This is a genomic window from Bacillus sp. M5A3_1b (genome assembly GCF_053345335.1).
This window is the reverse complement of sequence record NZ_JBKEZY010000005.1, coordinates 248,658-274,423: the sequence shown is the minus strand read 5'-3', so window position 1 is coordinate 274,423 and position 25,766 is coordinate 248,658. Positions and strand designations below refer to the sequence as shown.

The following is a 25,766-nucleotide window of genomic DNA, read 5'->3' as shown; positions in this document are numbered from 1 at the left end:
ATGAGAGGGGTTATGAAATGAATATTGAACACAAGAAATCTTTAACAGCGAACGAAATTCAGCGAATGAAAGATTTGGCTCATATTTGTGGGCAACACGATCAAATTGATTACTCATCAGATTTACATATAAACTTTTTAACTGCTCGTACTAATGAAGAGATAAATGATTTCCTATTTTATGATAATACTCAATTAATCGGTGCATTAAGTATGTATGATTTTGAAAGACCGACAAAACTGGAGTTAATAGGGTTTGTTCATCCGAACTATAGGAAACAACATATAGGCACTACTCTTTTACAAACCGCAATGAAAGAAATACGAATACGAAAGGCAGATGAAGCTCTTCTTATTATGAATGGGGATTCTGCTTCTGGGAAAGAATTTGCAAGACATATGAAGTTACCTTATTTATATAGTGAATATAGTATGGAGTTCAATGCAAAAGAAGTTCAAAAAACAACAAAGAATTCTATACAGCTTACTCTTGCATCTTCAGGGTCACTTCTTGATCTTATTGAAATTTCCAGTAAAGCTTTTGGAGATTCAGCAGAAAATACCGCTACATGGTTACAAAAAATGATGAATTCCCCTTCCTATCAAGTTTACTGTGCTCTAATCGGCGAAAAAGTGATAGGAACGATTACAGTTTCTGAGCAAGAACAATCTACTACACTATCAGGATTCGCCGTTCATCCTTCTTATCAAGGTAAAGGATACGGAAAAGATATTCTTAGTTATATGGTACATACCCTTATTACAAAAGGAATTTCAACAATTGAATTAGACGTCGAAACGAAAAATAACCACGCTTTAAAACTATATACACAATGTGGTTTTGAAATGAAAAAGAAGCATGACTATTATAATGTAATGAATCTTGAGGTGAATACATATGTGTAAAAAACTAATTTATTCTGATTATGATATTTTCGCATCCATTTATAATAAACATTGGGGGCATTATGCTGAACACTCCTATCTACTTTTGGAAAAACTCGTTCTAAAATATGCACCACCACATTCTCATATTTTAGATCTTTGCTGCGGGACTGGTCACCTTACTAAGAAATTAATTGATAATACTTTTTTAGTAACTGGTATAGATGGTTCTGCCCAAATGATTGAATACGCACGTCAAAACGCGCCAGACGCAACCTTTATCGTCGATGATGCTCGTTATTTCAATATAAATGAGCAATTTCACTATGTTATCTCTACTGGCGATAGCTTAAACCATATTTTAAAATTAGATGAATTAAAAAATGTTTTTCATAATGTTTACTCCGTATTACATAGCGAAGGTACATTCGTATTTGATATGAATATGGAGAAAGGTTTTCTTGAAAATTGGATTGCTTCATTTCATATTTCAGCGGAAGAATATGTATGTACAATTGATTCTACATATGATAACGAAAATAAAAAAGCAGAAATGAACTTTATACTATTTCAACATGACATAGATAATAATTGGAAAAGAAGTGACTTTTCTTTTGAGGAAGCTTGTTATTCCAATGAAGAAATAATTTCTTCATTGGAATCTGTAGGTTTTAAGAACATTCAATTACACGGTACAAATAGAACATTTTTCATTTGTCAAAAATAAAAAAACTGAATCATAACGATTCAGTTTTTTCTTAGTATATTTACGACAGCAGCCGTTTCATTATTTTCTTTATAAACTCGCGGAATTCTTCTGTCTAACATACATGTAACTTCATAGTTAATTGTACCTAACATATCCGCTACTTCTTCTACCGCAATTTCTTCTTCACCTTGTTTACCGTAGAATACTACTTCATCCCCAACTTGTACTGGCATTGCTTTTGAAACGTCTAACATAAGTTGATCCATACAAACACGGCCAATAACAGGTACTCGAACTCCATTTATTAATGCATGCCCTTTATTAGATAACTGACGATTATATCCATCAGCATAGCCAATCGGTACAGTTGCAATCCATTCTTCACCAGTCGTTACATACGTATTCCCATAACTTACACCGCGATTCTTCTTCGCATGTTTAATATGAGCTACTTTTGATTTTAACGACAACGCAGGCTGTAAAGAAACGACTGCATGATCTACCTCTTTTGAAGGATACATTCCATATATTCCAATACCTACACGAACCATATTTTGAAATGTATTGCTAAGCTCCATTGAACCTGCACTATTTGAACTATGAATATATGGAATATGAATTCCTAATTCTTTTGCTGCATTGACAGCTTTCTCAAATAAACTTGTTTGCATATTCGTATATGATTTATCAATTTCATCTGCCGTAGAGTAATGTGTAAACATTCCTACTACCTCTACATACTCCATACGGTTTAATTCTTCTAAAAATGGTTTAACCTCTTCTTCTTGTAAACCGATACGACTCATTCCTGTATCAATTTTCACTTGAATTTGCGCTTTCTTTTGAAGACGGTTTGCGATTTCATTTATACCTTGTAAATCTTCACTTCTATAAACAGTCATCATAACGTCATATTGAATTGCCTCTTCCGCAGCTGCTACTGATGTATAACCTAAAATTAAAATCGGCACTTTAATTCCTGCTTCTCTTAACTCTATCGCTTCATCTACAAATGCAACTGCAAGCTGATCTATTCCTACTTCAATAGCAGCTTTCGCAACTTCAACCGCCCCGTGACCATACCCATTTGCTTTTACAGCAGCCATCATTGCAATATTTTCATCATTCACACGCTTTTTAAATTCTTTTACATTATGTTTTACTGCATTTAAGTCAACTTCAATAATTGTATCTCTTCCATATTTCAAACTCATTGGTCTAACTCCTAACTCAATAATTGCATTCCATTCTATTTCACGTTTCATATGACCTTTTACAATATAATACTTTTCAATATGCTAGTCAAACTACTAGAATTTTCGGAATTTTGAGCATGATATAATACTCTTAAGAAACTATTATATACGGAGAAGAGGAGAATTACAATGTTTGTACAATCTGCATTGCATCAACTACAAGTTGCTGTTGATACTTCTATTCAAATGCTTAACCAATATAATGAAGATAGTTTAAAAATACAACCAATTCACTCGAAGCGATCTCTATTTGAAATGTGTGCACATCTTTCTCTTATTTGCCATGCGGATTTACTCATTTTAAATGGTAGTACTGAAAAACAACTACACACTTTCTATAAAGAACAAACACCCGAAACAATTACGCAAATGCAAAAAACGATGCTACAGGGCTACGATGTACTTTCTAAAACTTTTTTATCCTATTCCAATGAAGAATTAGCGGAAATTAAGACTGCTTATTGGGGTATTTCTTATTCCCGTTTTGAATGGTTGCTTGAAATTGTTGCACACTTTTATCATCATCGTGGGCAAATTCATATTTTATTGTGCGAGCACATTAAAGATCCTAACATACCTTTATTCCAATAAAGGTATGTTAGACGACATGAAACTTCTCTAAAGCAAATAAAATACCACCTTCACTCGCCTTCTTTGTAACGAAATCAGCTTTTGTTTTTAGTACTTCTCCGCCATTCCCCATCGCAATACCTAATCCTACATACTGCAACATCTCAATATCGTTTCCACCGTCACCAAAAGCAATTGCTTCTGATTTACAAATGTTAAAGTGATCCAATACTTTTTGAATTGCGGTGAGCTTCGATACTTTATTATCTTCCAATACATTTATGACATAACCATGAAAACGGTCGAATGTAAGCATTGGGTATTTTTCAATAAATTTTTGAGATTCTATTTCATCCGCATACAAACATAAACAATAGATCTCTTCAGACAAATCCTTGCTTTTTTCAGGGTACTCCCCTAAATTTAACGTCTCGCTAAGCGCTTGCATTACACGCTCATTATCTGAGGCTATTCCGTTCGTTGTAAAACCCTCAGTAAAATAAGAAACGCCGTGACCATGTAATTCTGCAAACTCTGAGATATCATGAACGATTTCACTTGAAAGTACCGATTTATGTAGAACTGTTTCCCCACATTTAATATGTGCACCATTTGCAGAAATAATTGTATGTATGCCCAGCTCTTTAAATTGCGAACATAAACTATATGGTCTCCCTGTTGTAACAACTACGTGAATTCCTTTATCTATTAATCTTTGTATCGCTTCTTTTGTACTTTCGTGCATACCTCTATCAATCTCACTTAAAAGCGTACCGTCAACATCAAAAAACACTACTTTGTACACGGTTCTTTACATCCCGTCCAAATGATTCGTATCATTTATGAAATGCACCGTTTTTTGTTCGCCATCAATTTCAATTAAGCTTATTCCCGTATCTCCCATTTTAAAATAATAGTCCATTGAAATGGGCATTTTGAAAAACGCACGTAATAGACTATTTATTACACCACCGTGTGCAACGATTGCTATCCGTTCATAAGTATTCTCTGTCACGATTTTAGAAAAGATTCCTTCTATTCTCATTCTAAATTCAATAAATGATTCCCCATTTTCAAAACGGTCATGAAGAAACTTTGGCTCTGGATATTTCTTTGCTTCTTCAAAAGATAAGCCTGCTTGCACTCCATTATTAAACTCCATTAATTCCTCTTCTAGTTGAATTGGGCATCCAATTCCTTCAGCTAACGTTTCACCAGTTTCACGAGCACGCTTTAATGTACTTGCCCAAATGAAATCTGGTGGAAAATCTGCTTTCACTTTCTGTACAAGCCTTTGCACTTGCTGTCTTCCTTTTTCTGTTAATTCAAAGTCAGCTCGTCCTTCATGTACGTTTAAGATATCAGCTTCTGATTCTCCGTGGCGTATTAATAATATTTGCACTTGTTTCCCACTCCTTTGTTTAATATCCACAAAATTCCATTATATCATATTTTAAATTTTATTTAACAAAAATATATTACTTTGACAGTTTTTTAACCGTCTAGTAACGTGTTATTTCACTTAACAATTCCAAACACTCTAAACTTATAATTCTTTGAAAAGTGACAAACAAAAAAGCCCTATCCATAATGGCAAAGGACTAATATTTTTTATCCTACTCAAAAATAAAAAGAGAAATGGAATCCCATTTCTCTTTTTCACTCTTATTGTTCTTTTGGTGTATCTGAAGAAGGCAATTTCTTCGCTTGTTTTTCTTTAAAGATTTCTCCAATTGCCCCAAGAGTACCAAGTGTTTCAATTGCATTAGACGGAATAAAGACTTTATTTGCTGGCCCTTTTGCAACCTCAATCAATGATTCAAATGATTTATAAGCAAGTACGCGTTCATCTAAATCTGCTGCACGAAGTAATTCAATTCGATTTTGTTCTGCTTTTGCAATTTCCTCAATCGCTCTTGCTTCCCCTTGCGCTTCTAGTTCTTTTGCTTCCTTTATACCTTCAGCTTCTCGAATACGTGCTTCTTTATCACCTTCAGCCATTAAGATTTTACTTTGCTTTTCACCTTCAGCACGAAGAACTTTATCTTGTTTTGCAGCTTCAGCTTCTAAAATGATCGCACGTTTATTACGTTCTGCTTTCATTTGTTTTTCCATCGATGCTTGCACATCTTTTGGCGGATTAATATCAACAACTTCAACACGCTCAATGCGAACGCCCCATTTTTCTGTTGCTTCATCAAGTGCTAAGCGAATTTCTGTTGAAATTTTTTCACGACCAGATAACGTTTCATCCAGTTCCATTTTACCGATAATTTGGCGCATCGTTGCAGAAGTAATGTTACGAACACCATATTCATAGTTCGAAATACCATATGTCGCAAGTTCTGGTTCCACAATTTGATAGAAAATGATTGTATCAATTTCTACTTGTACATTATCTTTCGTAATTACTTTCTGCGGTGGTACATTCGTTTGTTGAATACGTAAGTCATGATATACACGAACGCGGTCTACAATTGGTATTAATAAATTTAACCCTGGCTCCATAATACGCTGAAACTTACCAAATCTTTCAACGACTCCAACTTTTTGCTGTGGAATAATTTTAATTGTTAATGCGATAAATGTAACAACAATTAGTGCTAAAATAATCGTTAATGTTAATGCTACTGCCATATTTATTCACTCTCCTTTTTAACTTGTAATATAGTACTATGCCTCTTTATAACAATAACTTTTTCTCCAACATCAATTGGATCATCTGCAATAGCTGTCCAAGTATCTCCATCCACCTTCACAATACCATTCGCTTCATTTGTAATCGCTTGCATAACAATGCCTTTTTTACCGACAAGCAAATCTACTGTATCAGTAAAACCTTTTGCTTCTCGAAAGTTTTTTGAAATTCTTTTCGTAAAGAAAGTCAATGTTAAACTTACAATCGCACCAGCAACAACTTGTAACAGTAGTGCTTCAGGGGCAAACAAAGCAATTAGACCTCCGACAACAGCTCCAATTCCAAGCCAAAGCATATAAAACGTAATCGACAACAGTTCCGCAATAAATAAAATACCAGCTATTATAAACCAAATTACCCAAGCAGCCATATGCAACCCTCGCTTTCTTTCTCATTTTCTATATGTATATGAAGAAAAGAATGGTTTATCCGCCCTTTCTTATACCGGGGCATTTACTACAAGCTATTGTACATATTCACTGTTATAAAAAGCATTAATAAAATACTATATTAATATATTCTTCATTATACATGACATTTCCTTTCAAAAAATGACAAAAAATTAAATTCTTTCACAAATCCAACTTTCAAATTATAATTATTCTAACTATTGGAATGTTTTTCCTCAGGAAGGTTGTGTACTTATTGCAAAATCGTTCACTAATTTACTATTTAGGCTCTAAAATATGCATTACTCTTGCTGACATCGTATACATCATGATTATTACAACTCATATGTATACCACAACGAAATCAGCTACATTAACCGCGCTTTTTCCATTAGTACAAGTCATAACTAATCTTATAGCAAATACATCTGCACCACTTATCATGAATCGTTTTTCATCTTATTCCTTACTTTTCACACTACAATGGACAAAAACTGTTCTATTATTTTTATTAATGATATTATTCCCAGCCCTTTCCTCAAACGTTGTAACACTATTCATTTTCATTTTTTTCATTTCTTTATGTAGCGGCTGGAGCGCACCGTTATTATACGGTATCCTTCCTCGCCTTACACGAAAAGAACAATTAGTAAAAGTAAATAGTATTTTTTCCTTTTCCACACAAATTGCGCAAGCCGCTGCTTATTCATTTACAAGTGTTATAGTTCTTCTTATCGGTGCTACTTCTACACTCATGATGAATAACATTTTGATGATTTTTGGGTGTGTTGCACTACACGTTTCATTACGTTCCATACATACTGAACGAGTAATTGAACCTTCTTCTTCAAAAGGCGCTGCTTTACTAGAAGGTTGGAAACTCTTATTTCAGAACCCTTCTCTCCGTACCGTTACATGTATGGACTTAATTGAGACTTTCGCAGGGACGATATGGATCGGTGCTATTACGATGGCTTATGTAACAACTGTCCTTCATAAAGGAGAAGAATGGTGGGGATATATTAACACAAGTTATTATGTGGGGACGTTAATTGGCGGGATATTAGCTTGGAAAATGAGTACATACATTCAAAACAATTTAATACGCTCCATGGCGATAGGCTCTCTTATGTTTAGTATTCTTACATTTTTATATGGTATGACAAGTAGCGGGTTTATTGCGCTTTTTCTATGTGTTCTAATGGGGCCATGTTATCAAATTAGAGATATTTCTCAAACGACGGTTTTACAATCCAGCGTCGCTCCTTCTTTATTATCCAAAATGTATACAGCACACGGCGCACTTCTTTCAACAGCTTCTGGTCTTTCTATGCTTAGTGTTGGCATTATTACCGATTTGTTTGGTGTTCGTACTATTTATATTCTCGCTTCAATCCTTATATTGTGCTCTGCTTGTTTATCATTTAACTTATTAAAATATGATAAGACAAAGCAAAAAAACATTTCACTTTAATGAACAAAATAAATAGGACAGGATTTCCTGCCCTATTTATTTTATTTATGATAAGTTAGGGATTTTCCGATGCTTTGTCGCTTGTTCAAAAGCGTATGCGAGTTTAATCAAAGTCCCCTCAGAAAAAGCACTGCTTGCAAACGTGATTCCAAATGGTCTCCCGTTATCCATATATCCCGCAGGTATCGCTATAGACGGATAACCTGCTTTCGCACATATAGTCGAGCCGATATAGGAAGGGAATAGAATCGCATCGAGATTATATTTTTTCAGTGCAAAATCAATACCTTGTTCTTGCGAAAAATATATATCTTCTAATCTTGCATTTAAATATTCTGGATTTCTTAACGTATTAGGAAAATCTTTTCTTCTTTCTAACTTAGTTTGTCCATATTTTAAAGCTCTTTCAGCTATGTTTTCATTAAACGCCATTAACTCTGAAATAGAATGTACTGGCATAGTAGAAGGTAATTTAGAAAGATAGTTATCTAAGCTATGCTTCAATTCATAAAGCGGAACTCCCCAGCTCCATTCTCTATGAAAAGAAGGGATATCAATATTTTCTACTACTGTTGCTCCCTCACTACGCAATACTTCAATCGTTTCCTTAAACAATTTCTCATCATATTCACCAGTTTCATAATAATCTTTTGGTGCATTGCTAAATACACCAATCTTCGCTCCATGTAAGCCATTAACATCAAGATATTTTGTATAATCATGTTCTGCTATACCTTCACTTTTATGAGTAGCTACATCCTTCTCGTCTACCCCAGTTAAACTCCCTAGCAAAATAGTAGCGTCTGTAACCGTTCTAGCAAATGGACCAGCTGTATCTTGCGAATACGTGAACGGAATAATGCCTCTACGACTAATTAGACCAACAGTCGGTTTAATACCGACTACAGAATTTTGAACAGCTGGGCTTAAAATAGAAGCATCCGTTTCCGTTCCAACAGATACTACTGTAAAGTTAGCAGCAACTGCAATCGCAGACCCCGTACTAGAGCCACCAACAAACATATCAGCCTCGCCCGTCCCATATGGATTGATTGTTTGTCCACCTCTTGCACTATATCCAGCCCACATGTCAAAAGACATTGCATTTGCTAATTCTGTCATATTTGTTTTTCCTATTATTACTGCTCCTGCTTCTCGAAGTTTCGTAACGAGAAATGCATCTTCACTACTTATATTTTGTTCCAGGGCAATCGTACCTGCACTTGTATGCATAGAGTCATTCGTTTCAATATTGTCCTTAAGTAAAACAGGTATACCATGTAATGGTCCCCGTCCACCTTTTGTCTTTCTTTCATAATCTAACGCTTCTGCAATAAAAATAGCGTCTGGATTGATTTCTAAAATAGAATTGATTTTTGGTCCTTCTTGATCATATTTCGCGATTCTATGAAGATAATACATAACTAATTCTTTTGAAGTTAATTGCCCAGCTTCCATCGCTACTTGTATATCATGAATTGTTAATTCTTTTTGTAATCGAGCATTGAACTGAATCTCCATCTTCATCTTCATTCTCCTTCTTTAAAAGCTTTCATTGATAACGTGTATCTATTACTTTTTCATTTTCTCCGCTCCTCGCATATATAACTACAATCCCTTTCAAAGAATTCAACTTACCAATGTAAAAACCTTTTATTTCCTGAAAAATAAAAAAAGTCTGAAACGATTAAATTTCCGCTTCAGACTCTTTTATTACTTTACATATACCTCATCTAACAAATGTAAAAACTCACCTTGTTTCCCAGCTAATGCAGGGCATTTTGCAATATCCATCCATTCGTAGCAAAATACTAATCCTTGATCTTCCTCACCGGCACTTACAATATGTTCCCAATCATCTTTTACATCCGTTAGTAAAGTTACGTGAAAAAAATGCCGCTTTTGATATTCCTTTTTCTCTTTCACAAGTATGATGTAATCGGCTAGGAATCTTTCTATGCATAAATGACGTAATCCAGACTCTTCCTGTACTTCACGTAAAATTGCTGCTTCTAACGTTTCCCCTTCGTCAACTGTTCCCCCTGGTACTTGTATACCAGCTTCAGGTATATCACGATGTTTAAAAACAAGCAGTTGCATAACTCCTTCTTTTTCTCTTGTCACATATGCGTGTACTTTTTTCTTATATAACACCGTCATAATCCTTCTCTCCCCTCAATTGTTCACTGCGTTACTTCTTCAAGCGTCAGTTGATTTTCATATAAATATGTAGCTTGTGGGTTACCCACATACCTTACGTGCCATGGTTCATATCGATAGCCCGTAAGCGATTCTTTCTCTTTTGTATATCGAATGACAAACCCAAATTTATGAGCATTTTCAGAAAGCCACTGCCCTTCTTTCGTTTCACCAAAAACTGTCTCTAACTGAAACTTAGCAGCTTGAGATGTAATATCCATAGCAAGCCCTGTTTGATGTTCACTCGTACCAGGAACCGCACTCGACATCGCTGTTTTTACTTCTCCATCTTGCTTTTTATACATCGTATTTAATGCTTTTTGTCGATCAAAAGATCTAAATCCCGATACTGCAAATAAGAAAATATGCTCCTTATCAGCTTGCTGAAACATTTCCTCTAGCGCCCCAGCTGCTTCTTTCCTCATTTTTTTCTTTTCTTGATCACCTTCACTTGAGTAGCGCACTTTCGGAATAACTAAATCTGGCGGTCTGTATCCATCTGGTAAACGTCTACTTTTATTCACAAGCACAAGCATCGAATTCGGATTACTAATTACCGCAATATCACCATCCATATTGGCAATCGTTTCTTTCGCTTTCGGAAATATGTTATTCACATTTACCTCGCGCGCCTGCTTATCCTTATACATTTTATAATTGATTCCTGCTACTCCAACAATGAGTATCATCGCTACGATACCAAGTAGTATCCATCTTTTTTTCATATAACGACCTCTTATTTTAATAATTTGGCCATTTCATACTCATCGATGTTCTCTCCACCGATAATAAGAGCTGCTCTTTTGACACCTTCTTTCTCAAATCCAACTTTTTTATATAGTGCCTGAGCTCTTGTATTGTGGGCCATTACCGTTAATTCTAAACGCCATACATCATGTAATCTTGCCCACTTCTCAGCCTCTTTAAACAATCTCGTCCCAATACCTCGCCCACTATACTCTTGCAAAATACCAATTACAATACTTGCTACATGTCTCTTTCTTTGAATATTATTTCCATTCACTAAAATAAACCCTACTATACTTTCTTCTTCAACTGCTACGAATATTGTTGCATATTCATTTTCTATAAAGCGATGAATCATTTGTTCTTGTTGCTCGGCTGTAAATTTTCTTTCTCCTGGTTCATATAGCATAAATTTCGTTTCTTCATCTAGTTGCTTACTTAATTGTAAAAATGGTGCTGCATCTTCTATTTTGATCTCCCTAATCACTTTTATCACCCTACCAGTTTTATAATAAAAAGTTTTCCTTGTAAAAAGATTTTCTCTAATTTTCCGAAAATCCCTTTGTAAATCTCCCAGTATAATTTGACAAATTTCGATATTATCATAACAACGGCAAATTATGTCTATTCTGTGACACCTCATCATTACAAAGAAAAAACGCAAGCTTTACACTCACGTTTTTTCAGACTCTCCCACTAATTTATGTTTCATTTTATCCATTCACCTTTTCCGCCTGCCAGAAATATTCACCAAACGCTTTAGCAAGTACATCAATTGATCGATTTAGTTCTTCCTCCGTATTATCTACGCCACCAACTTCAATTAATATCGCTTGTCCTGATAAGTCTTGATTGTAGACACCATTTCCTGTTTGGAATCCTTTTTGAATGACACCACGACTCACTCCTGGATATTTCTTATTAATTTCCTCATGAAGAGCTGTTGCTAATTGTAAGTTCTTTTCATAATTTTTATTGCCTTTCCCTATTACGAAAGCAAGCTTTGCATATGATTTATCTCCAATTGCTTTTGTCGTGACATTTTTCCGAGCACTATCACGATGCAAGTCAAAGAAGTACTGCAGTTCTTTATTACCTGTCATTGCTTCTTGTACAATTTCCCGTGACACTTTGTAAGAACTATTACTATTTAACCCTTTACTAATCAACTTTTGGCCGACATCAGTCTTGTCGTTAGTAGCTCCTATCCCTTCACTTTCTAATTGTTCACGAAATCGATCGCCCACTATTGAAATATTAGTGACGGAACTTGTTGCTTTATTCGGATTTGGATCGTTTGCTAAATTTAGTAACGGCAAATAAGATTCCCAACTATGCGAATGATAAATAAGCGCAACTTGTCTTTTTCCTGTTGTTTGAGCCGGTTGCTTTTTCTCTTTGTTCGTATTCGGCTTTTGAGCCTGTCCACCTTCACCAGTTCGTTCTTTTACCACTTCTTCAAGCGGAACACTCGACTCTATCGGTAAGTTAGAGTAATTTGTCCCTTCACCCGCAATAACAATTTCTGTATCGTACTTTCCAAAACCAGGTAGCTCTTTTCCGACAAAACTGCGTACATCATTAAAACGAATATTCGTAGCCATAGAAAAGAGAAACGAAGAAATTGAAAAATCTTGATTTAAATTTCGATACTCCTGTGTAAAATAATGATTCTCTTTCCCAAGAACGTACATGTAACCATTCATCGATAACTCATTTAACCAATTATATAAATACGTTGACTTTGTCTCTTTCATAGAGGTTACCATCATACTAATAAGAAAAAAAGTCGCTAGTACTGTAGTAATAATAAATAAAACTAACTTACGTACACTTGTGAACTTCACATAAAAAAAGCCTCGATTCATACTATCACCCTCTCTATTTCAAGTTATGTACAAGCTCTAGAGAATAGACCGTCTAAATTCCGGCTATATTGTTAATGAGGTGAAATGAATTGAAGCTACTAATAGGAACATTACCCATTGTACTATCATTTATTTTTTATTGGCTTGCTAAGCATCCTACAATCCGTGTTGCTTTACATATTTCAGCGTACTTAGCACTTTATGTACTCGGTACAATTATTTCTATTAATATATATGATGTTTTAATACAAGATTTAGTTTTCATGACAAGCATTCATGGAATTTTACTAAATCCATTTTTTCTTATATCAGGAGCATATATAGGGATATATACCTTGCACTTAATCTTGTCTTACGTTATTACGAAAATAAAAAATGGAGCGTAATAAAATGCAACCACCATTCATCTGTCATACATGCAAAAAAAGAATTGTGCGAAAGAAAGATCTTATTATTGCCACATCGTACTTCCGCTTTTATTTATTTCACAGTGATTGCTTTAAACGACAGCAAGTGTTCATCTCACGATTTATCCCTGTAAATACGCTTTTTAATTTCTTTCTTATTATATACGGACTTATTTTTGGCAGCATGCTTATGATTACAGAACCATCTATTATTTGGGTGATTTTCTTATTTCCCATTTTATATCGGTTTCTTTCCTATTATTATGTTGAACGTTTTTTCTCTACATAACGTGCAGACTGTCCTCTAGGAATACTTAGACATTCCCACTCATTTTCTTTTAACATCTTCCCAATGTAAATAATCTGTCCAATATGCAAAGCATAATGAGAAATTTGTCTTTCAATTGCTTGCATGACAGTATGTGCTTCACCACGAATATATACCGTCTGTAATAAATCTTCTGGCGTTAGCACATGCATCGTTTTCAAAACATATTCCCATCCTTCATTCCATGCTGCGAGAACCTCTTCCTTAGAATGATAACCATCTTCAAATTCAGCGTCTCGGTTACGATCTATTTTTTCACCATCAGATGTTAAAAAATCCGTCCATCTAGAACGCATATTACCTTGCAGATGCTTTATAATAACCGCTATACTATTTGTTGCTTCATGAGAAGACCATTCAATCTGTTCATATGATAATTGAGAAAGCACCCGTTCCCCTTGTTTCTTTGTTGCTTCAAAATTCGAAATGGCACATTGTAAATATTCTCGTCCAATATCCATGTTCCCCCGCCTTTACACTAACTAATTTTCGTTCCATTTGGTAATTCCATATTGGGCTGAAGTAATACGACATCATCGGCTTCAGGTACTCCCCCTAAAACAAGCACTTCTGATTTAAATCCAGCTACACGTTTTGGCGGAAAATTTACAACAGCAACGATTTGCTGACCGATTAAATCTTCTGGGGTATATCTCTTCGTAATTTGAGCACTTGACTGCTTAATTCCAAGCTCTCCAAAATCAATTTCTAGTTTAATCGCTGGAACTCTTGCTTCTTTAAATTCCTCTGCATGTGTTACAGTTCCAATTCGTAAATCCAAAGCTAAAAAATCTTCAAAATTAGCCATTTTATCATTCCTCCCATTTATTACTTAGACAAAACAATAAAATCCCCTTTAAAAAAAGAAAGGCGCCTAAGCACCTTTCTTTTGTAGTTCACTTGATTCATTTGATTTATAGAAGAAGAAACCAAGAATCCCGCCAATACATGATGGGATTAACCATCCTATTCCTTCATTATATAATGGTAACATTTGTAGTACGTTAGAAATCGCGTCAATTTTAATGTTCGCACTTTCTAAACCGTTAAAGAAACTAATTAACAATGCGCCTAAAATAGCTCCAATATAAATGGTATTACGCTTCCCAATCCATTTATGGAAGTAAGAAAGTACGATTAATACGATTGCAACTGGATAAATGATCATTAACACTGGTAAAGTAACTGTGATTAATTGTGTTAAACCTAGGTTAGATACAATTAAACTAAACACACATACCATCGTTACAATCGCTTTATGCGAAAGTTTAGGGAATAAGTTTGTAAAAAAGCCAGCACAAGCTGATGTTAATCCAACAGAAGTTGTTAAACAAGCAAGTATAATAACAAGTCCTAATAAAATTTTACCACTTGTTCCATATAACTCATTTACAACATTCGTTAAAATAAGTCCACCATTCTCTGATACACCAAGTGATGTACTTGTTGAACCAAGATAAGCAAGTGATAAATAAATTAACGTTAAACCAAGTACTGCAATAATACCTGATACTACTGTTATTTTTGCAACTTGACTACTTTCTTTTATTCCTTTAGAACGGATAACTTGTACAACGACAATTCCAAATACAAGCGCACTAATTGCATCCATCGTTAAATATCCTTGTATAAATCCACCAAAGAAAGCATTTTCTTTGTATGCTGCTAGCGGCGCAACTGGTTCTCCAATTGGATCAATAATTGCCTTTCCAACAATAACAGCAACAATCAATACTAACAATGGGGTAAGAAATTTTCCGAACCAATCCACTAATTTAGATGGATTTAATGATAAATACCAAGTTATTCCGAAGAAAACTATCGTGAAAAGAAATAGCATGTACCATTCGGAAACCAATGCCTCTGATAAAAATGGCTTCATACCCATTTCAAATGAAACGGCTCCAGTACGCGGAATCGCGAAAAATGGTCCAATTGCTAAATAACTAATCAATGGGAAAATAAACGCGAATATTGGGTGAACTCTAGAAGATAGCGCTTTCAAGTCCCCCTCTACAAACGCGACAGCTGTTACAGCTAATAGGGGTAATCCGACTCCCGTCACAAGGAATCCAATTGTAGCAATCCAAACATTCTCTCCAGCTTGTTGCCCTAAAACTGGTGGGAAAATTAAATTTCCTGCTCCTAAAAATAGTGCAAATAACATTAAACCGATTGCTACCGTATCACCTGGCCTTAAACGTCCCTTCATACTTTTCATTTGCATAGCACTTTTTCATTGTTTATCTCTATTTTCACAATATGCTATGCATCCTCCTCTCTGCTCAAGCTGATAAAATATGCCCCTTACAAAGCAGTGTCTTTCTCCATAATTTCTCCATTCCCCTTATTTTTACTCTAATTATTAATTTTTGATTTTTGATTTTTTTGAATATTTAACTCATTAGAGTGGTATTGCGTGGAGTATAGTTGTCAGACCTCTTTGTTTTTATCACACATATAGTAACATATTTAGTTGAAAAATAAAAACATATTTTCAAATTGATTTTTTTGAAAATCAAAATTATCTACATTTTTTATTCTTTTACACAAATATTGTTACAATCTCGACTTTTATCCTATCATTATTTTTAAATAACTTTATTCAAGTAACATAACAAAAACCATCCAACATAATTAGATGGCTTTTGCATGTTACTCTATCGTTTCAACTTCGCGTGGATTTTTCATCTCTTCCACATACACAACTCTAAATCCGTGATCTTCTAAATCTTTCAGTAACGTCTCTAATTCACCGTCGTTAAACTCTTCTCCTAATGTAAACATAATTCTCCGAACTAATAAGGCGTCATTATCAAAAGTCATTAAACTTTGGATACCTGTATATTTCTTTAATACTGTCGATAATTTTTGAATGGCCCCATTATAATCTTGTGTCCCAATCATGACAGAATATTTACTAGAATGAACGCCCCAAGCATCTTCTAATAACTCGAAAACCTTTTTATGCGTTAAAATTCCAAGAAAGACTCCATTTTCATCAACTACTGATAAATAAGGTAATTTTTTTATTGTAAAAAATACTTTAAAGAACGAAGAATCTTCTCTAACATAACCTTCTTTATCGTTTAATAATTGTACTACACTCTCTTCAAGCGAACCTTTATATTCTAAAATATCTACTTTGTATACATTCCCTAAATATTTCTCTTTTTTTTCATCTAAAACGGGTACACAACGATACCCAGTTTTATTTAAATGCTCCAGTGCTTCTCCTATCGTAATTGAACTTGAGCAAAATAAAACTTCCCTTTTCGGCACATAATTCCCTTTAATCCTCATAAACAGCCTCCTTATGTTAAAATACTTTCTGTGCCATAACTATATTATATTTTCAAAAAAAAATAAATAATTTATTTTACTTTTCTGAAAATTATTCATTTTCTTGTCATAATTTATTCACGTTTCATTCACTTATATCCCCTACAATACTAAATTTCTTTAAGAAAAATATATTGTAACTTACGCCGAAAAAAGCTAAAATAAGAATAAGAATTTTCTGAATATTCTAAGAGTAGGTGATTACATGTCTTTATTGCGCTCACATATATGTAAATTTATCGTTGGTGTTCTCATTATATTTATCATTAGTCCTATTCCTGCATTATTCATTACACATAAATACTCATACATAACTGGCTTTATAAGCATTTTTCATAACTTCGCACAACTTTCTTCTATGACAATTCCAAAGATTGATTGGATGCACGAATCTATCTTTTTCTCAGCAAATCAAATGGTTAACACTTCTAATCATTCAACACCGTTATTCCCTTACATATGGGAAATATATTTTTTATCGATTGTTCGTTTTACCTTTACTCTTGCAATCGGATTCTTTATCAGCTTAGGGATCGGCCATTTATTTTTTAAAGCACCTCAATCGGTTAAGAAGTTCACTTCTTTATTAAAATGGATACCGTACTCTTTTTGTACTGTATTATTACAATGCTCAGTCTTATTACTACTCCTATACATCGCAAAATTGATAAAGCTTCCTTACTACTCATCTTTTATCATCGTTTGTAGTACTTCTATGATTATCGTTATGCAAGCAATAAAAAAGTGGGTTCCTTTCTTAAGTAACACCAATGAATATGAAATAAAACAATCTTCTTTCCTTGTAGATACATTGTTTTTAGCGCTTACTTCGAATCACAAATCTATTCTAGGTTCCATTATTCTTTCATTCGTTATTATGGAATGCGTTTTTCATGCAAGCGGACTATTGCAATTTGTCGTTCAATTCGGTGGAAATGCACCTGTTATTGTTACAATTAGCTTATTACTTTTGTATATCCCGTATTGCATACTCTCTTTCCTTCAAACACTATGGACGACAAATCACGTTACACAACAATCATACGCTTTAACGAGAAGTATTCCAAAACCTTAATTTGAAATAACCCTCTATAATCTGAAAGTAGGGGGTTATTCCTTTTGTATAGCGGACAAAATAACAGCAAATTCAAAAACTATTGCAGAAACATACCAATATTTACCCTTTTTCTTTGACTATTCTTTTCGTTTGGATTTATTATAAAAGCATAACATAATCGCAGGAGGTGACATCTTTATTCCAAACTACGGAATAGAGAACACACTTGGACATATTAAATATTTTTCTCATCTTTGTGCTCATCCTTATTTCCGGCTTTTTCGTTGCATCAGAATTCGCTGTTGTAAAAGTACGAAAAAGTCGCATTGACCAACTTGCAAATGAAGGCAATAAACAAGCTTTAGCTGCAAGAAGTGTCCTATCTAATTTAGATGTTTATTTATCAGCTTGTCAGCTCGGGATTACGATTACTTCTTTAGGGCTTGGTTGGCTTGGTGAACCGACTGTGGAACATTTACTACGACCGCTCTTTGAAAAGATTAATATTACTGGAACAATGGCGAATACTTTATCCTTTATTATTGCTTTTAGTGTTATTACATTTTTCCATGTTGTATTAGGTGAATTAGTTCCAAAGTCTTTCGCCATTCAAAAAGCTGAAGCAATCACACTTAAGTTTGCACGACCACTTATTTTATTTGATAAAATTATGTATCCTTTCATTTGGCTACTTAATAGTACGGCAATCTTTTTCACAAAACTACTCGGTTTAGAGCCTGCGAAAGAAAATGAACTTGCCCATTCTGAAGAGGAACTACGACTCATTTTAGGTGAAAGTTTCAAAAGCGGCGAAATAAACCAAACCGAATATAAATATGTAAATAATATTTTTGAATTTGACGACCGGGTCGCGAAAGAAATTATGGTCCCTCGTACAGAAATGATTTGCTTATCTACTGAAAATACGTTAGAAGAGAATATGGATATCGTCGCAACTGAAAAGTATACACGCTATCCGATCATCGAAAAAGATAAAGATGATATCATCGGTATGATCAATACGAAAGAAGTATTTCACGATCAAACGAAAGGCATTCATAAACCACTTGAATCTTACATACATCCAGTACTAACTGTATTTGAAACTGTTCCAATTCGCAAAACATTAGTACATCTACAAAAGAATCGCGTTCAGATGGCAATCATTATGGATGAATATGGTGGTACTGCTGGACTTTTAACAATGGAAGATATTCTTGAAGAAATCATTGGAGAAATTCAAGATGAGTTTGATGCGGATGAATCACCTATGATTGAAAAACGTACGCCGAAGCTTACTGTTTTAGATGGGAAGGTGCTCATTTCTGAAGTAAATGATATGTTTGGCCTGCATATTGATGATAGCGATTTAGATACAATTGGAGGCTGGCTCCTCTCTCAAGCAGTTGATTTAAATATTGAAGCTGGTTATTCCATTGAATTTGCCGGTTTTCAATTTAAAACACTAGAACTTGATGGACATCAAGTGAAAAAAATTGCGGTACATAAATTAGACACGAAGAAGGAGTTATAAAGTGACAGTATTATTAACAATCTGTATTATTGCCTGTTTCATTGTTTCATTTCTCGCCTTTATTTATCCTATCATTCCAGGCATCCTTGCTGTCTGGGCTGGGTATTTAATTTACCATTTTGGTATAAATGGCGGAGAACTAACAACTTCCTTTTGGATTATTCAAGTCATTTTCACACTATTTATTTTCATTGCTGATTTTATTGCAAATGGATATTTCTTAAAGAAATATGGGAGTTCTAAATGGGGAGAGCGTGTCGGTATGATTTCTATTATTGTCGGATCTTTCTTCTTCCCACCATTCGGTTTAATTATCATACCGTTCTTATCGGTATTTATTACAGAACTAATGCATAAAAAAGCGCCAAAAGACGCCTTTCTAGTAGGAGTTGCTACTGTAGTTGGTTTTTTAAGCAGCACAGTAGCGAAAGCTATTCTCCAAATCATTATGATTCTCATATTTGTATGTTATATCATCTTTTAACCATCCCAATTTCGGGATGGTTTTTTTAATATGAAATACCTACTCGACTATTCTCATATTTGTTTTCACTACACAGATTCCACGTAAATTGCGCTGTATCACCAACTGTTATTTTCACTCCCCCTTCTGGTAATACATCTTTTTCAGTTCGATACACTCCTGTCACATCACCGTCTATTAAATGCGTCGGACAAACGACCGTCCAACATAAATTACTACTACTAAGTATCTTATATGCAGCTAAATGATCTTCTGCTGCTGTTGTCATTTTCCTTTTTGATTCAGCTGATTGAAAACGATATAAATTTAGATTTGTTCTTGCTTGTAAAATACCTGCTGTTCCTATTGTAATGATTTTATGTACCCCTTCTTCTTCCATTTGCTTTATAATTTGTGGCATACTCTTCGCTAACGTTCCATTTCGATCCGTACCAAGTGCACTTATTACTATATCGTTTCCTTCTATCGCTTTCTTTATATCATTTTCATTTAGTACATTACCTTCTATTACTCGTAACCTTTCATGTTGTATTTCTATTCTATTTAAATCACGTGCTAATGCAGTTACTTCAGCTGCATCCTTTAATGCTAATTTTATTATATTTGAACCTACTCGACCTGTTGCTCCTAATATACATACTTTCATTTGTTTTCCCCCTATTTCATTCTCCCTCTATTTTTCAATAATCTCAATCAATTTACAACAAAAAAGCTTCCTCCTATATAAGAGGAAGCTCTATTATTATTTTACCCCGCTTTAACGGGCAGTAAGACCCCACCTCAAAATTCAGTAAAAACAAAGAAGTTAGATGGGGATCAACTGCCCGTAAAAGCCCGATTGGTTCAACTAATAATCAGTGGGGGATGCCCCACTGATTAAAGTTTCACTTTATTTCTTTTCTTTAGAATCTGTAGACTTCTCAGTTCCACTTGTTTCTTTATCCTTTTTGTCCTCTTGTTGTGTTGTTGTATCGTCTTCTTTCTTCTTGTCCTCACCTTTACTACAACCTACCATTAATAAAGAACTTGCAAGTGCCATAGCAGTTAATGATTTAACCCATTTGTTCATTTGCGTTTCCTCCTTTAGATAGAATATGTACAACCCCCATATTACTCTCTATTTTTAAAGAAAAGATTGAAAAATAGTAAATAAACGGTAAATATTTGTAAATTTTCTAATAATAGATATGTACACCTAGTCTTTTTTTCTCCATGAAAAGTAAAAAATTAAGGCGCCTATCTTTCCGCCTTAGTTTCTTATGCAAACTTCTCATTTTCATAAACATGTTTAATCTTATACTCTTTCTTCACAACATATTGCCATACACTATAGGCATAACGATTCATTTTCAGGAAGCAATTTTCTAAAAACGAGCGGAATTCTGGATTCGCAACTTCAACTGCCACTTGAGCGAACTTTAGTGCTAACCGTTTTAAATGCGAAATATAACAAGTTGCAATATGGATATCCCCTGTATATTTACTATCAGTTTCCTTTTCCATTTCATGAAAATGAAATGAAATTGGTTCACAAGTTATATGCTGTACATTCTCTCCTTCTTGAAAATTCACTTGTTCATTATACGCTTGCAACATATATGGTAAATGATGCTGTAATAGCTCTTTTAATTCTTCGTCTCTTACCTCCCCTGTATACTCCCCAACCTTATAAATAAGCATATAACTATACCTCATTAATTCTTTCATACAATCCATGAAAATACCTCCCTTCTCTTTTGTCTATATGTTATAAATATGATGCTATAACATTTGCTATTCTTGCTAAAAACCAATCCCACTTACTAATTTTCTCAAAATCTTCTTCTGAAAATCTTTTTGATTTATGAAAGTCTTCTTTTAATCGGTTCCATACGTCAGCAACAACTGTTGTATCATATATGATACAGTTAGATTCACAATTTAAATAAAAACTTCTATTATCAAAATTCGCTGTACCTATATCAACAATTTCTCCATCAATGATTGTTACTTTCCCATGAAAAAAACCATTCCGATATTGATAGATCTCCGCTCCAGCATGGTTCATCTCTCTCAAATACGGATAGGCAGCTTGTTTTAACAATACTGCGTCGCTTTTAAATGGTACGAGAATTTTCACATTGACACCTCGGTTTAATGCACCTTTTAACTCTTTCATCATTTCTTTACTTGGTACAAAATATGGCGTAGCAATAATTAAAGACTTTTTAGCCTGCTTTAAAAGCGCTCCATATTTTTCCCATAACCCTTTTCCATCTGAAAATAAATATTGATATTTCACATGCCCAATTGCAGGTAGACTTTTATGTATAGGCATTTTTTCTCCCGTATCTTCTTTCCAGTCAGCAGCAAATTTTCTTTCCATATCTTTAGCACCATTCCCGTTGACTCGCACATGATAATCACGCCACGGACCAAATTTCGGATCTTGTCCAAGGTACTCCTTTCCAATGTTAAAGCCGCCGATATATGATATTTTTCCATCTATCGTAACAATGCGTCTATGGTTTCGTTGATGCAACGAATAAAATAAATGTTTCAATTTAGGTTTTTTACTAAACGTAAACTGGACACCATTGCTTTTTAGTTGACGAATTATCTTTTTCTTCAGCTTATATCCACCTATTCGATCAACTGACAATTTTACTTCTGCTCCACTCGATGCCTTTTTCTCGAGCAACTGCAAAAACTCTTTGCTTATTTCATCCTTACCTACAATATAAAAATGGATATATATGTACTTTTCTGCATTACGTATATCCTCAAATAATTTCGTATATAACTCTTCACCGTTCGTATATAGTTGAAATTCACCTAATCGAACTTGCCCTAATTCATATTCACTAGCCATTTTTTTCCCCATTTCCACATCGATGTTCATCCAAATGAATACACCTATTAAACAAAGGATTACAACGAAAAAGTGTTTCATGGATATTTCCCTTCCTCCACTTACTGTTATTTCTATATCTTCCCTTTTTTAATACAATATCATTCAAGAAAATATGTCATTACATGATATATGTCCATATCAAACGATAGCTCATTTGCATATTGTATGTTGTATCTTAAAATAAAAGGAGGAAATAACAATGGGCTTCGCACATGGTAATGGATTCGCGCTATTAGTCGTATTATTTATCCTCTTAATCATCGTCGGTGCTGCTTGCTTCTGCTAAGTAGTTATCGTCATATGATATGTGGATGAAAAAACTATAAAAGCGGACACCTATTTTTAGGTGTCCGCTTTTCATATGAAAAACATTTCCGTTTGTTATTGTACCTTTAACGACTACATATTCAACTCAAAAAGTTAATAATGTAGCTACTTTCTTACTCTCCGCCTTACGTATATGGCGTTGTTCTGCACGTAACACTGCAATGCGATGTAATTCTTTCTCTTCTTCTGTTTCAGGGATAACTCGCGGCACAGGAACCGGATTATTTTCCTTACTAAGTGCAACAAAAGTAACAAATGACGTTGCTGCTATACGTTTCTCACCCGAAATTAAATCTTCTGCTACTACCTTCACAAATACTTCCATAGAAGTTCTACCCGTCCAAATTACAAAAGATTCATAACTAACACAATCTGAAGAGCGAACAGGATGTAAGAAATCTACCCAATCCATAGATGCTGTGACACATTCTTTTCTTGCATGCCTCGTTGCTGAAATAGAAGCAACCATATCCATCTCGGCTAATATCTTCCCACCAAATAGCGTATTATGATCGTTTAAATCTGTTGGAAATACTCGGCTCGTTTTAAACACTCTAGACTCATTAGCTGTTTTCCCTTTTACTTCAGTCATTGTTATCACCTCTTTGATTATTTAACCCGCTATTTGCAGACATTAAGACTCCCACCACAAAATTTGGCTGGAGCAAAGAAGTTCGGTAAGAGTCCCATTTCCCATTAACACTAGAACGGTATGAGCTTACTATCACTACACGCTTAATATTAACAACATTCAGAACTCTTAGTCCACAAAAAAGAACCGATGTTATCAGTCGGCCCCTCTAAATACATATTGTTCTTTTGGCGGTTCAACCTTATTCCATTTCGTTACTTCTAATACAGGGATATTTGCATGGAATGGCTGATAAAATTCCGTTGATATTTCTCCTTCAACTTGAATCCAATCATCATTTTTCCATTCTACCCCTTCTGGTTTTTTCACTAACATACCATATACACCAGAATCCGCTACACAATGTATAATCCCGAAACGGAATAAGAAATATTGTTCTTTTTGAGAAGAGTCATCTTTGAAAACAAACCCTTTAAAAGATAATTTTTTCCCAGTAAACTCGCCAGGATAATTATAAATTGTTTCCATCCCTTTTAGAAAATCTTCATCTTTTAAAGTAATATTATCTTTCGTAACAAACTCTTTTTTCCCCTTTTCCATTACACCACGGTATCCTTCTTTCCCGTAATAAATGCTCGTATCAGGTCTTAGAAATTGCCTTGTCATAAATGGATCTGTACTTTCTGCTTGTGCAACAGGAAAATGAAATCCTTTCGCCTTAACGATATCTGAATCTAACGTTGCAATCGGGAAAAACAGCCCTGAGACAATCGGAAAACAAAACAATGAGTACGAAAATGCTTTTTTCCACCATGTATTCTCATCTTTTGAATGATCATGCCCGCAATGGCTATGATCACAACTACAATCTTGTTTTTCTTGTTCTTTCTGATGTTCTTTTTGGAATACGATAATAATTTGAACGACCGTTAAAAACCCTAAAATAATAGCTGCTGTTGTTGATAAATAAGCATACTTCATATTGATATACTTCGTAATATTACCGGAAATATGAAGCTGCGCGATTAAGATTGTAAAACCTAATAATATATATGCTCGAAACATAACCTACCACCCCATCGCATAAATGAGTAGTGAGCTTGCATAAACAACAAGTGTAACTGTAACTGTAACGACAATTACAAATTTCGTTTTAAACGTCGCAAGCATCATAAACATATTTTTAATATCCACCATCGGTCCATATACGAGGAACGCGACAAGTGACGCTGTTGAAAATGTACTTTGGAATGACGAAGCAATAAACGCATCCGCTTCTGAACAAAGTGATAAAATGTAAGCTAGTCCCATCATAACAGCTGGTGAAGAGAACGGCCCTTGTCCTATAGCAAGAAGTGTTGAAGTTTGTACGAACGTTTGAACTGCCGCTGCAATTAACGCACCTAATACTAAGTATTTTCCCATCGAGAAAAATTCCTCAACAGCATGTGTACAAACATCCCACATTTTCTTACGTAATGGACGCTTATGATTCACTTCTGGAAAGTGATCATCTCTTAATTGATGTTCTTTAAACATAAATGATAATATAATTCCAACGATAATTGCTACGATAATCGCTACGATAGAACGATACCATACCATGTGCATACTACTTCCAAAGGCAACGTATGTTGCAAATAATACGACCGGATTAATAATTGGCCCAGTTAACATAAATGCAATCCCGGCATATGGCGGAACCCCTTTTCCGATTAATCGCCTTACAATCGGAACGATTCCACATTCACAACCTGGAAACATCATACCTAAAAAAGTAGCCATTAAAACAGACAGAAATCGGTTTTTCGGCATCCATTTCGCTACCATATCTTCTGTCACAAACATTTGAATGAATCCTGAAATAAATACACCTATCAGCACAAAAGGAAGTGCTTCGATCAATATGGAGATAAAGATTGTATTCATTTGCAGGAATGCTTTCGGTAATTGAAACAATTCCATGATGTATTTCCTCCAACTTTTCATTAACAATATGTAATTTTAA

Annotated in this window: 31 protein-coding genes; 10 read left to right on the top strand and 21 right to left on the bottom strand. The window is 34.5% G+C overall.

The features are described from left to right. The first annotated feature begins 17 nt into the window (after positions 1 to 17). Entirely contained in the window at positions 18 to 905 is an 888-nt protein-coding gene (locus tag ACLBWW_RS16330; RefSeq protein ID WP_098048532.1) for a GNAT family N-acetyltransferase, read from the top strand. After that, positions 898 to 1,611, top strand: coding sequence for a class I SAM-dependent methyltransferase (locus ACLBWW_RS16325; protein WP_048543080.1), 714 nt, complete (start codon positions 898 to 900; stop codon positions 1,609 to 1,611). The genes ACLBWW_RS16330 and ACLBWW_RS16325 overlap by 8 nt, the downstream gene beginning before the upstream one ends. A 20-nt stretch (positions 1,612 to 1,631) precedes the next feature. Here the strand turns inward: ACLBWW_RS16325 and alr are convergent, their stop codons facing one another. Further along, on the bottom strand, positions 1,632 to 2,807 hold the full coding sequence (gene alr / locus ACLBWW_RS16320; protein ID WP_098721429.1) for an alanine racemase: 1,176 nt from the start codon (positions 2,805 to 2,807) through the stop codon (positions 1,632 to 1,634). Between the two features lie 171 nt (positions 2,808 to 2,978). Between alr and ACLBWW_RS16315 the strand changes: the two genes are divergently transcribed. Next, positions 2,979 to 3,440: a DinB family protein gene (locus tag ACLBWW_RS16315; RefSeq protein ID WP_048543083.1), complete on the top strand. Its 462-nt coding sequence runs from the start codon at positions 2,979 to 2,981 to the stop codon at positions 3,438 to 3,440. A 7-nt stretch (positions 3,441 to 3,447) separates the two neighbouring features. On the opposite strand, the gene ACLBWW_RS16310 is transcribed toward ACLBWW_RS16315, so the two are convergent. The 4 genes from ACLBWW_RS16310 to ACLBWW_RS16295 all read right to left on the bottom strand — a co-directional run bounded on the left by ACLBWW_RS16310 (position 3,448) and on the right by ACLBWW_RS16295 (position 6,487). After that, entirely contained in the window at positions 3,448 to 4,224 is a 777-nt protein-coding gene (locus ACLBWW_RS16310) for a Cof-type HAD-IIB family hydrolase (protein ID WP_098721427.1), read from the bottom strand. A 6-nt stretch (positions 4,225 to 4,230) separates the two neighbouring features. Next, entirely contained in the window at positions 4,231 to 4,821 is a 591-nt protein-coding gene (locus tag ACLBWW_RS16305; RefSeq protein WP_033656322.1) for a histidine phosphatase family protein, read from the bottom strand. 263 nt (positions 4,822 to 5,084) lie between these two features. Continuing rightward, positions 5,085 to 6,056, bottom strand: coding sequence for an SPFH domain-containing protein (locus tag ACLBWW_RS16300; RefSeq protein ID WP_046959225.1), 972 nt, complete (start codon positions 6,054 to 6,056; stop codon positions 5,085 to 5,087). Positions 6,057 to 6,058: 2 nt separating this feature from the next. Next, positions 6,059 to 6,487, bottom strand: a complete 429-nt coding sequence (locus ACLBWW_RS16295; protein ID WP_048543089.1) for an NfeD family protein — start codon at positions 6,485 to 6,487, stop codon at positions 6,059 to 6,061. A 275-nt stretch (positions 6,488 to 6,762) separates the two neighbouring features. Here ACLBWW_RS16295 and ACLBWW_RS16290 point away from each other — a divergent pair, with 275 nt between their 5' ends. Beyond that, positions 6,763 to 7,980 (top strand): MFS transporter, encoded by a 1,218-nt coding sequence (locus ACLBWW_RS16290; protein ID WP_048543091.1) that lies wholly within the window; start codon positions 6,763 to 6,765, stop codon positions 7,978 to 7,980. 45 nt (positions 7,981 to 8,025) lie between these two features. On the opposite strand, the gene ACLBWW_RS16285 is transcribed toward ACLBWW_RS16290, so the two are convergent. The 5 genes from ACLBWW_RS16285 to spoIIP all read right to left on the bottom strand — a co-directional run bounded on the left by ACLBWW_RS16285 (position 8,026) and on the right by spoIIP (position 12,794). After that, positions 8,026 to 9,501, bottom strand: a complete 1,476-nt coding sequence (locus ACLBWW_RS16285) for an amidase family protein (protein ID WP_048543580.1) — start codon at positions 9,499 to 9,501, stop codon at positions 8,026 to 8,028. 192 nt (positions 9,502 to 9,693) lie between these two features. Next, on the bottom strand, positions 9,694 to 10,140 hold the full coding sequence (locus tag ACLBWW_RS16280) for an NUDIX hydrolase (RefSeq protein ID WP_048543093.1): 447 nt from the start codon (positions 10,138 to 10,140) through the stop codon (positions 9,694 to 9,696). A gap of 23 nt (positions 10,141 to 10,163) precedes the next feature. After that, positions 10,164 to 10,904: a M15 family metallopeptidase gene (locus ACLBWW_RS16275; RefSeq protein WP_048543096.1), complete on the bottom strand. Its 741-nt coding sequence runs from the start codon at positions 10,902 to 10,904 to the stop codon at positions 10,164 to 10,166. An 11-nt stretch (positions 10,905 to 10,915) separates the two neighbouring features. Next, positions 10,916 to 11,413 (bottom strand): GNAT family N-acetyltransferase, encoded by a 498-nt coding sequence (locus ACLBWW_RS16270; protein ID WP_048543098.1) that lies wholly within the window; start codon positions 11,411 to 11,413, stop codon positions 10,916 to 10,918. A gap of 226 nt (positions 11,414 to 11,639) precedes the next feature. Beyond that, complete coding sequence (gene spoIIP, locus ACLBWW_RS16265; RefSeq protein WP_048543100.1) at positions 11,640 to 12,794, bottom strand: stage II sporulation protein SpoIIP; 1,155 nt, start codon at positions 12,792 to 12,794, stop codon at positions 11,640 to 11,642. A gap of 89 nt (positions 12,795 to 12,883) precedes the next feature. On the opposite strand from spoIIP, the gene ACLBWW_RS16260 reads away from it, so the two are divergent. Further along, entirely contained in the window at positions 12,884 to 13,180 is a 297-nt protein-coding gene (locus ACLBWW_RS16260) for a hypothetical protein (protein WP_048543102.1), read from the top strand. 4 nt (positions 13,181 to 13,184) lie between these two features. Beyond that, positions 13,185 to 13,490: a hypothetical protein gene (locus ACLBWW_RS16255; RefSeq protein ID WP_048543104.1), complete on the top strand. Its 306-nt coding sequence runs from the start codon at positions 13,185 to 13,187 to the stop codon at positions 13,488 to 13,490. On the opposite strand, the gene ACLBWW_RS16250 is transcribed toward ACLBWW_RS16255, so the two are convergent. From ACLBWW_RS16250 to cbpA, 4 genes are all read right to left on the bottom strand, one after another. Further along, a complete protein-coding gene (locus ACLBWW_RS16250; protein WP_000351092.1) occupies positions 13,463 to 13,990 on the bottom strand; it encodes a DUF1572 domain-containing protein in 528 nt (175 codons plus the stop codon). The genes ACLBWW_RS16255 and ACLBWW_RS16250 overlap by 28 nt on opposite strands. Positions 13,991 to 14,007: 17 nt before the next feature. Continuing rightward, on the bottom strand, positions 14,008 to 14,337 hold the full coding sequence (gene csaA / locus ACLBWW_RS16245) for a chaperone CsaA (protein WP_048543106.1): 330 nt from the start codon (positions 14,335 to 14,337) through the stop codon (positions 14,008 to 14,010). Between the two features lie 66 nt (positions 14,338 to 14,403). Continuing rightward, on the bottom strand, positions 14,404 to 15,741 hold the full coding sequence (gene brnQ4 / locus ACLBWW_RS16240; RefSeq protein WP_395940533.1) for a branched-chain amino acid transport system II carrier protein BrnQ4: 1,338 nt from the start codon (positions 15,739 to 15,741) through the stop codon (positions 14,404 to 14,406). Positions 15,742 to 16,184: 443 nt separating this feature from the next. Beyond that, positions 16,185 to 16,832 (bottom strand): cyclic di-AMP binding protein CbpA, encoded by a 648-nt coding sequence (cbpA, locus tag ACLBWW_RS16235; RefSeq protein ID WP_001220512.1) that lies wholly within the window; start codon positions 16,830 to 16,832, stop codon positions 16,185 to 16,187. Between the two features lie 244 nt (positions 16,833 to 17,076). On the opposite strand from cbpA, the gene ACLBWW_RS16230 reads away from it, so the two are divergent. The 3 genes from ACLBWW_RS16230 to ACLBWW_RS16220 all read left to right on the top strand — a co-directional run bounded on the left by ACLBWW_RS16230 (position 17,077) and on the right by ACLBWW_RS16220 (position 19,946). Beyond that, a complete protein-coding gene (locus ACLBWW_RS16230; RefSeq protein WP_048543110.1) occupies positions 17,077 to 17,946 on the top strand; it encodes a hypothetical protein in 870 nt (289 codons plus the stop codon). A gap of 208 nt (positions 17,947 to 18,154) precedes the next feature. After that, positions 18,155 to 19,462: a hemolysin family protein gene (locus ACLBWW_RS16225; protein WP_048543114.1), complete on the top strand. Its 1,308-nt coding sequence runs from the start codon at positions 18,155 to 18,157 to the stop codon at positions 19,460 to 19,462. A gap of 1 nt (position 19,463) precedes the next feature. Then, entirely contained in the window at positions 19,464 to 19,946 is a 483-nt protein-coding gene (locus ACLBWW_RS16220; protein ID WP_000217333.1) for a DUF456 domain-containing protein, read from the top strand. 25 nt (positions 19,947 to 19,971) lie between these two features. On the opposite strand, the gene ACLBWW_RS16215 is transcribed toward ACLBWW_RS16220, so the two are convergent. From ACLBWW_RS16215 to cls, 4 genes are all read right to left on the bottom strand, one after another. Next, on the bottom strand, positions 19,972 to 20,592 hold the full coding sequence (locus tag ACLBWW_RS16215; RefSeq protein ID WP_048543116.1) for an NAD(P)-dependent oxidoreductase: 621 nt from the start codon (positions 20,590 to 20,592) through the stop codon (positions 19,972 to 19,974). A 243-nt stretch (positions 20,593 to 20,835) separates the two neighbouring features. Further along, positions 20,836 to 21,015 carry a hypothetical protein gene (locus tag ACLBWW_RS16210; RefSeq protein ID WP_001045960.1) on the bottom strand — a complete coding sequence of 60 codons (180 nt, stop codon included), beginning with the start codon at positions 21,013 to 21,015 and terminating at the stop codon, positions 20,836 to 20,838. Between the two features lie 188 nt (positions 21,016 to 21,203). Continuing rightward, positions 21,204 to 21,662 carry a spore coat protein gene (locus ACLBWW_RS16205; protein WP_048543118.1) on the bottom strand — a complete coding sequence of 153 codons (459 nt, stop codon included), beginning with the start codon at positions 21,660 to 21,662 and terminating at the stop codon, positions 21,204 to 21,206. Between the two features lie 31 nt (positions 21,663 to 21,693). Continuing rightward, positions 21,694 to 22,878, bottom strand: a complete 1,185-nt coding sequence (cls, locus tag ACLBWW_RS16200; RefSeq protein WP_141497543.1) for a cardiolipin synthase — start codon at positions 22,876 to 22,878, stop codon at positions 21,694 to 21,696. Positions 22,879 to 23,038: 160 nt separating this feature from the next. Here cls and ACLBWW_RS16195 point away from each other — a divergent pair, with 160 nt between their 5' ends. Next, the gene (locus ACLBWW_RS16195) at positions 23,039 to 23,125 is read left to right on the top strand and encodes a YjcZ family sporulation protein (protein ID WP_000505094.1); all 87 of its coding nucleotides are present in this window, start codon (positions 23,039 to 23,041) and stop codon (positions 23,123 to 23,125) included. A gap of 126 nt (positions 23,126 to 23,251) precedes the next feature. On the opposite strand, the gene ACLBWW_RS16190 is transcribed toward ACLBWW_RS16195, so the two are convergent. The 3 genes from ACLBWW_RS16190 to ACLBWW_RS16180 all read right to left on the bottom strand — a co-directional run bounded on the left by ACLBWW_RS16190 (position 23,252) and on the right by ACLBWW_RS16180 (position 25,723). After that, positions 23,252 to 23,758, bottom strand: coding sequence for an acyl-CoA thioesterase (locus ACLBWW_RS16190; RefSeq protein ID WP_000141167.1), 507 nt, complete (start codon positions 23,756 to 23,758; stop codon positions 23,252 to 23,254). Between the two features lie 195 nt (positions 23,759 to 23,953). Continuing rightward, complete coding sequence (locus ACLBWW_RS16185) at positions 23,954 to 24,823, bottom strand: TIGR03943 family putative permease subunit (protein WP_048543124.1); 870 nt, start codon at positions 24,821 to 24,823, stop codon at positions 23,954 to 23,956. Between the two features lie 3 nt (positions 24,824 to 24,826). After that, on the bottom strand, positions 24,827 to 25,723 hold the full coding sequence (locus ACLBWW_RS16180) for a permease (protein WP_000418724.1): 897 nt from the start codon (positions 25,721 to 25,723) through the stop codon (positions 24,827 to 24,829). Between the last annotated feature and the right edge of the window lie 43 nt (positions 25,724 to 25,766).

Excerpts from the sequence above, each read along its gene's own strand:
- ACLBWW_RS16330 (WP_098048532.1), top strand. The coding sequence starts at position 18 with ATGAATATTGAACACAAGAAATCTTTAACAGCGAACGAAATTCAGCGA.
- ACLBWW_RS16325 (WP_048543080.1), top strand. The coding sequence starts at position 898 with ATGTGTAAAAAACTAATTTATTCTGATTATGATATTTTCGCATCCATT.
- alr (WP_098721429.1), bottom strand. The coding sequence starts at position 2,807 with ATGAGTTTGAAATATGGAAGAGATACAATTATTGAAGTTGACTTAAAT.
- ACLBWW_RS16315 (WP_048543083.1), top strand. The coding sequence starts at position 2,979 with ATGTTTGTACAATCTGCATTGCATCAACTACAAGTTGCTGTTGATACT.
- ACLBWW_RS16300 (WP_046959225.1), bottom strand. The coding sequence starts at position 6,056 with ATGGCAGTAGCATTAACATTAACGATTATTTTAGCACTAATTGTTGTT.
- ACLBWW_RS16295 (WP_048543089.1), bottom strand. The coding sequence starts at position 6,487 with ATGGCTGCTTGGGTAATTTGGTTTATAATAGCTGGTATTTTATTTATT.
- ACLBWW_RS16285 (WP_048543580.1), bottom strand. The coding sequence starts at position 9,501 with ATGGAGATTCAGTTCAATGCTCGATTACAAAAAGAATTAACAATTCAT.
- ACLBWW_RS16280 (WP_048543093.1), bottom strand. The coding sequence starts at position 10,140 with ATGACGGTGTTATATAAGAAAAAAGTACACGCATATGTGACAAGAGAA.
- ACLBWW_RS16275 (WP_048543096.1), bottom strand. The coding sequence starts at position 10,904 with ATGAAAAAAAGATGGATACTACTTGGTATCGTAGCGATGATACTCATT.
- spoIIP (WP_048543100.1), bottom strand. The coding sequence starts at position 12,794 with ATGAATCGAGGCTTTTTTTATGTGAAGTTCACAAGTGTACGTAAGTTA.
- ACLBWW_RS16255 (WP_048543104.1), top strand. The coding sequence starts at position 13,185 with ATGCAACCACCATTCATCTGTCATACATGCAAAAAAAGAATTGTGCGA.
- ACLBWW_RS16250 (WP_000351092.1), bottom strand. The coding sequence starts at position 13,990 with ATGGATATTGGACGAGAATATTTACAATGTGCCATTTCGAATTTTGAA.
- csaA (WP_048543106.1), bottom strand. The coding sequence starts at position 14,337 with ATGGCTAATTTTGAAGATTTTTTAGCTTTGGATTTACGAATTGGAACT.
- brnQ4 (WP_395940533.1), bottom strand. The coding sequence starts at position 15,741 with ATGAAGGGACGTTTAAGGCCAGGTGATACGGTAGCAATCGGTTTAATG.
- cbpA (WP_001220512.1), bottom strand. The coding sequence starts at position 16,832 with ATGAGGATTAAAGGGAATTATGTGCCGAAAAGGGAAGTTTTATTTTGC.
- ACLBWW_RS16230 (WP_048543110.1), top strand. The coding sequence starts at position 17,077 with ATGTCTTTATTGCGCTCACATATATGTAAATTTATCGTTGGTGTTCTC.
- ACLBWW_RS16215 (WP_048543116.1), bottom strand. The coding sequence starts at position 20,592 with ATGAAAGTATGTATATTAGGAGCAACAGGTCGAGTAGGTTCAAATATA.
- ACLBWW_RS16210 (WP_001045960.1), bottom strand. The coding sequence starts at position 21,015 with ATGAACAAATGGGTTAAATCATTAACTGCTATGGCACTTGCAAGTTCT.
- ACLBWW_RS16205 (WP_048543118.1), bottom strand. The coding sequence starts at position 21,662 with ATGGATTGTATGAAAGAATTAATGAGGTATAGTTATATGCTTATTTAT.
- cls (WP_141497543.1), bottom strand. The coding sequence starts at position 22,878 with ATGAAACACTTTTTCGTTGTAATCCTTTGTTTAATAGGTGTATTCATT.
- ACLBWW_RS16195 (WP_000505094.1), top strand. The coding sequence starts at position 23,039 with ATGGGCTTCGCACATGGTAATGGATTCGCGCTATTAGTCGTATTATTT.
- ACLBWW_RS16190 (WP_000141167.1), bottom strand. The coding sequence starts at position 23,758 with ATGACTGAAGTAAAAGGGAAAACAGCTAATGAGTCTAGAGTGTTTAAA.
- ACLBWW_RS16185 (WP_048543124.1), bottom strand. The coding sequence starts at position 24,823 with ATGTTTCGAGCATATATATTATTAGGTTTTACAATCTTAATCGCGCAG.
- ACLBWW_RS16180 (WP_000418724.1), bottom strand. The coding sequence starts at position 25,723 with ATGGAATTGTTTCAATTACCGAAAGCATTCCTGCAAATGAATACAATC.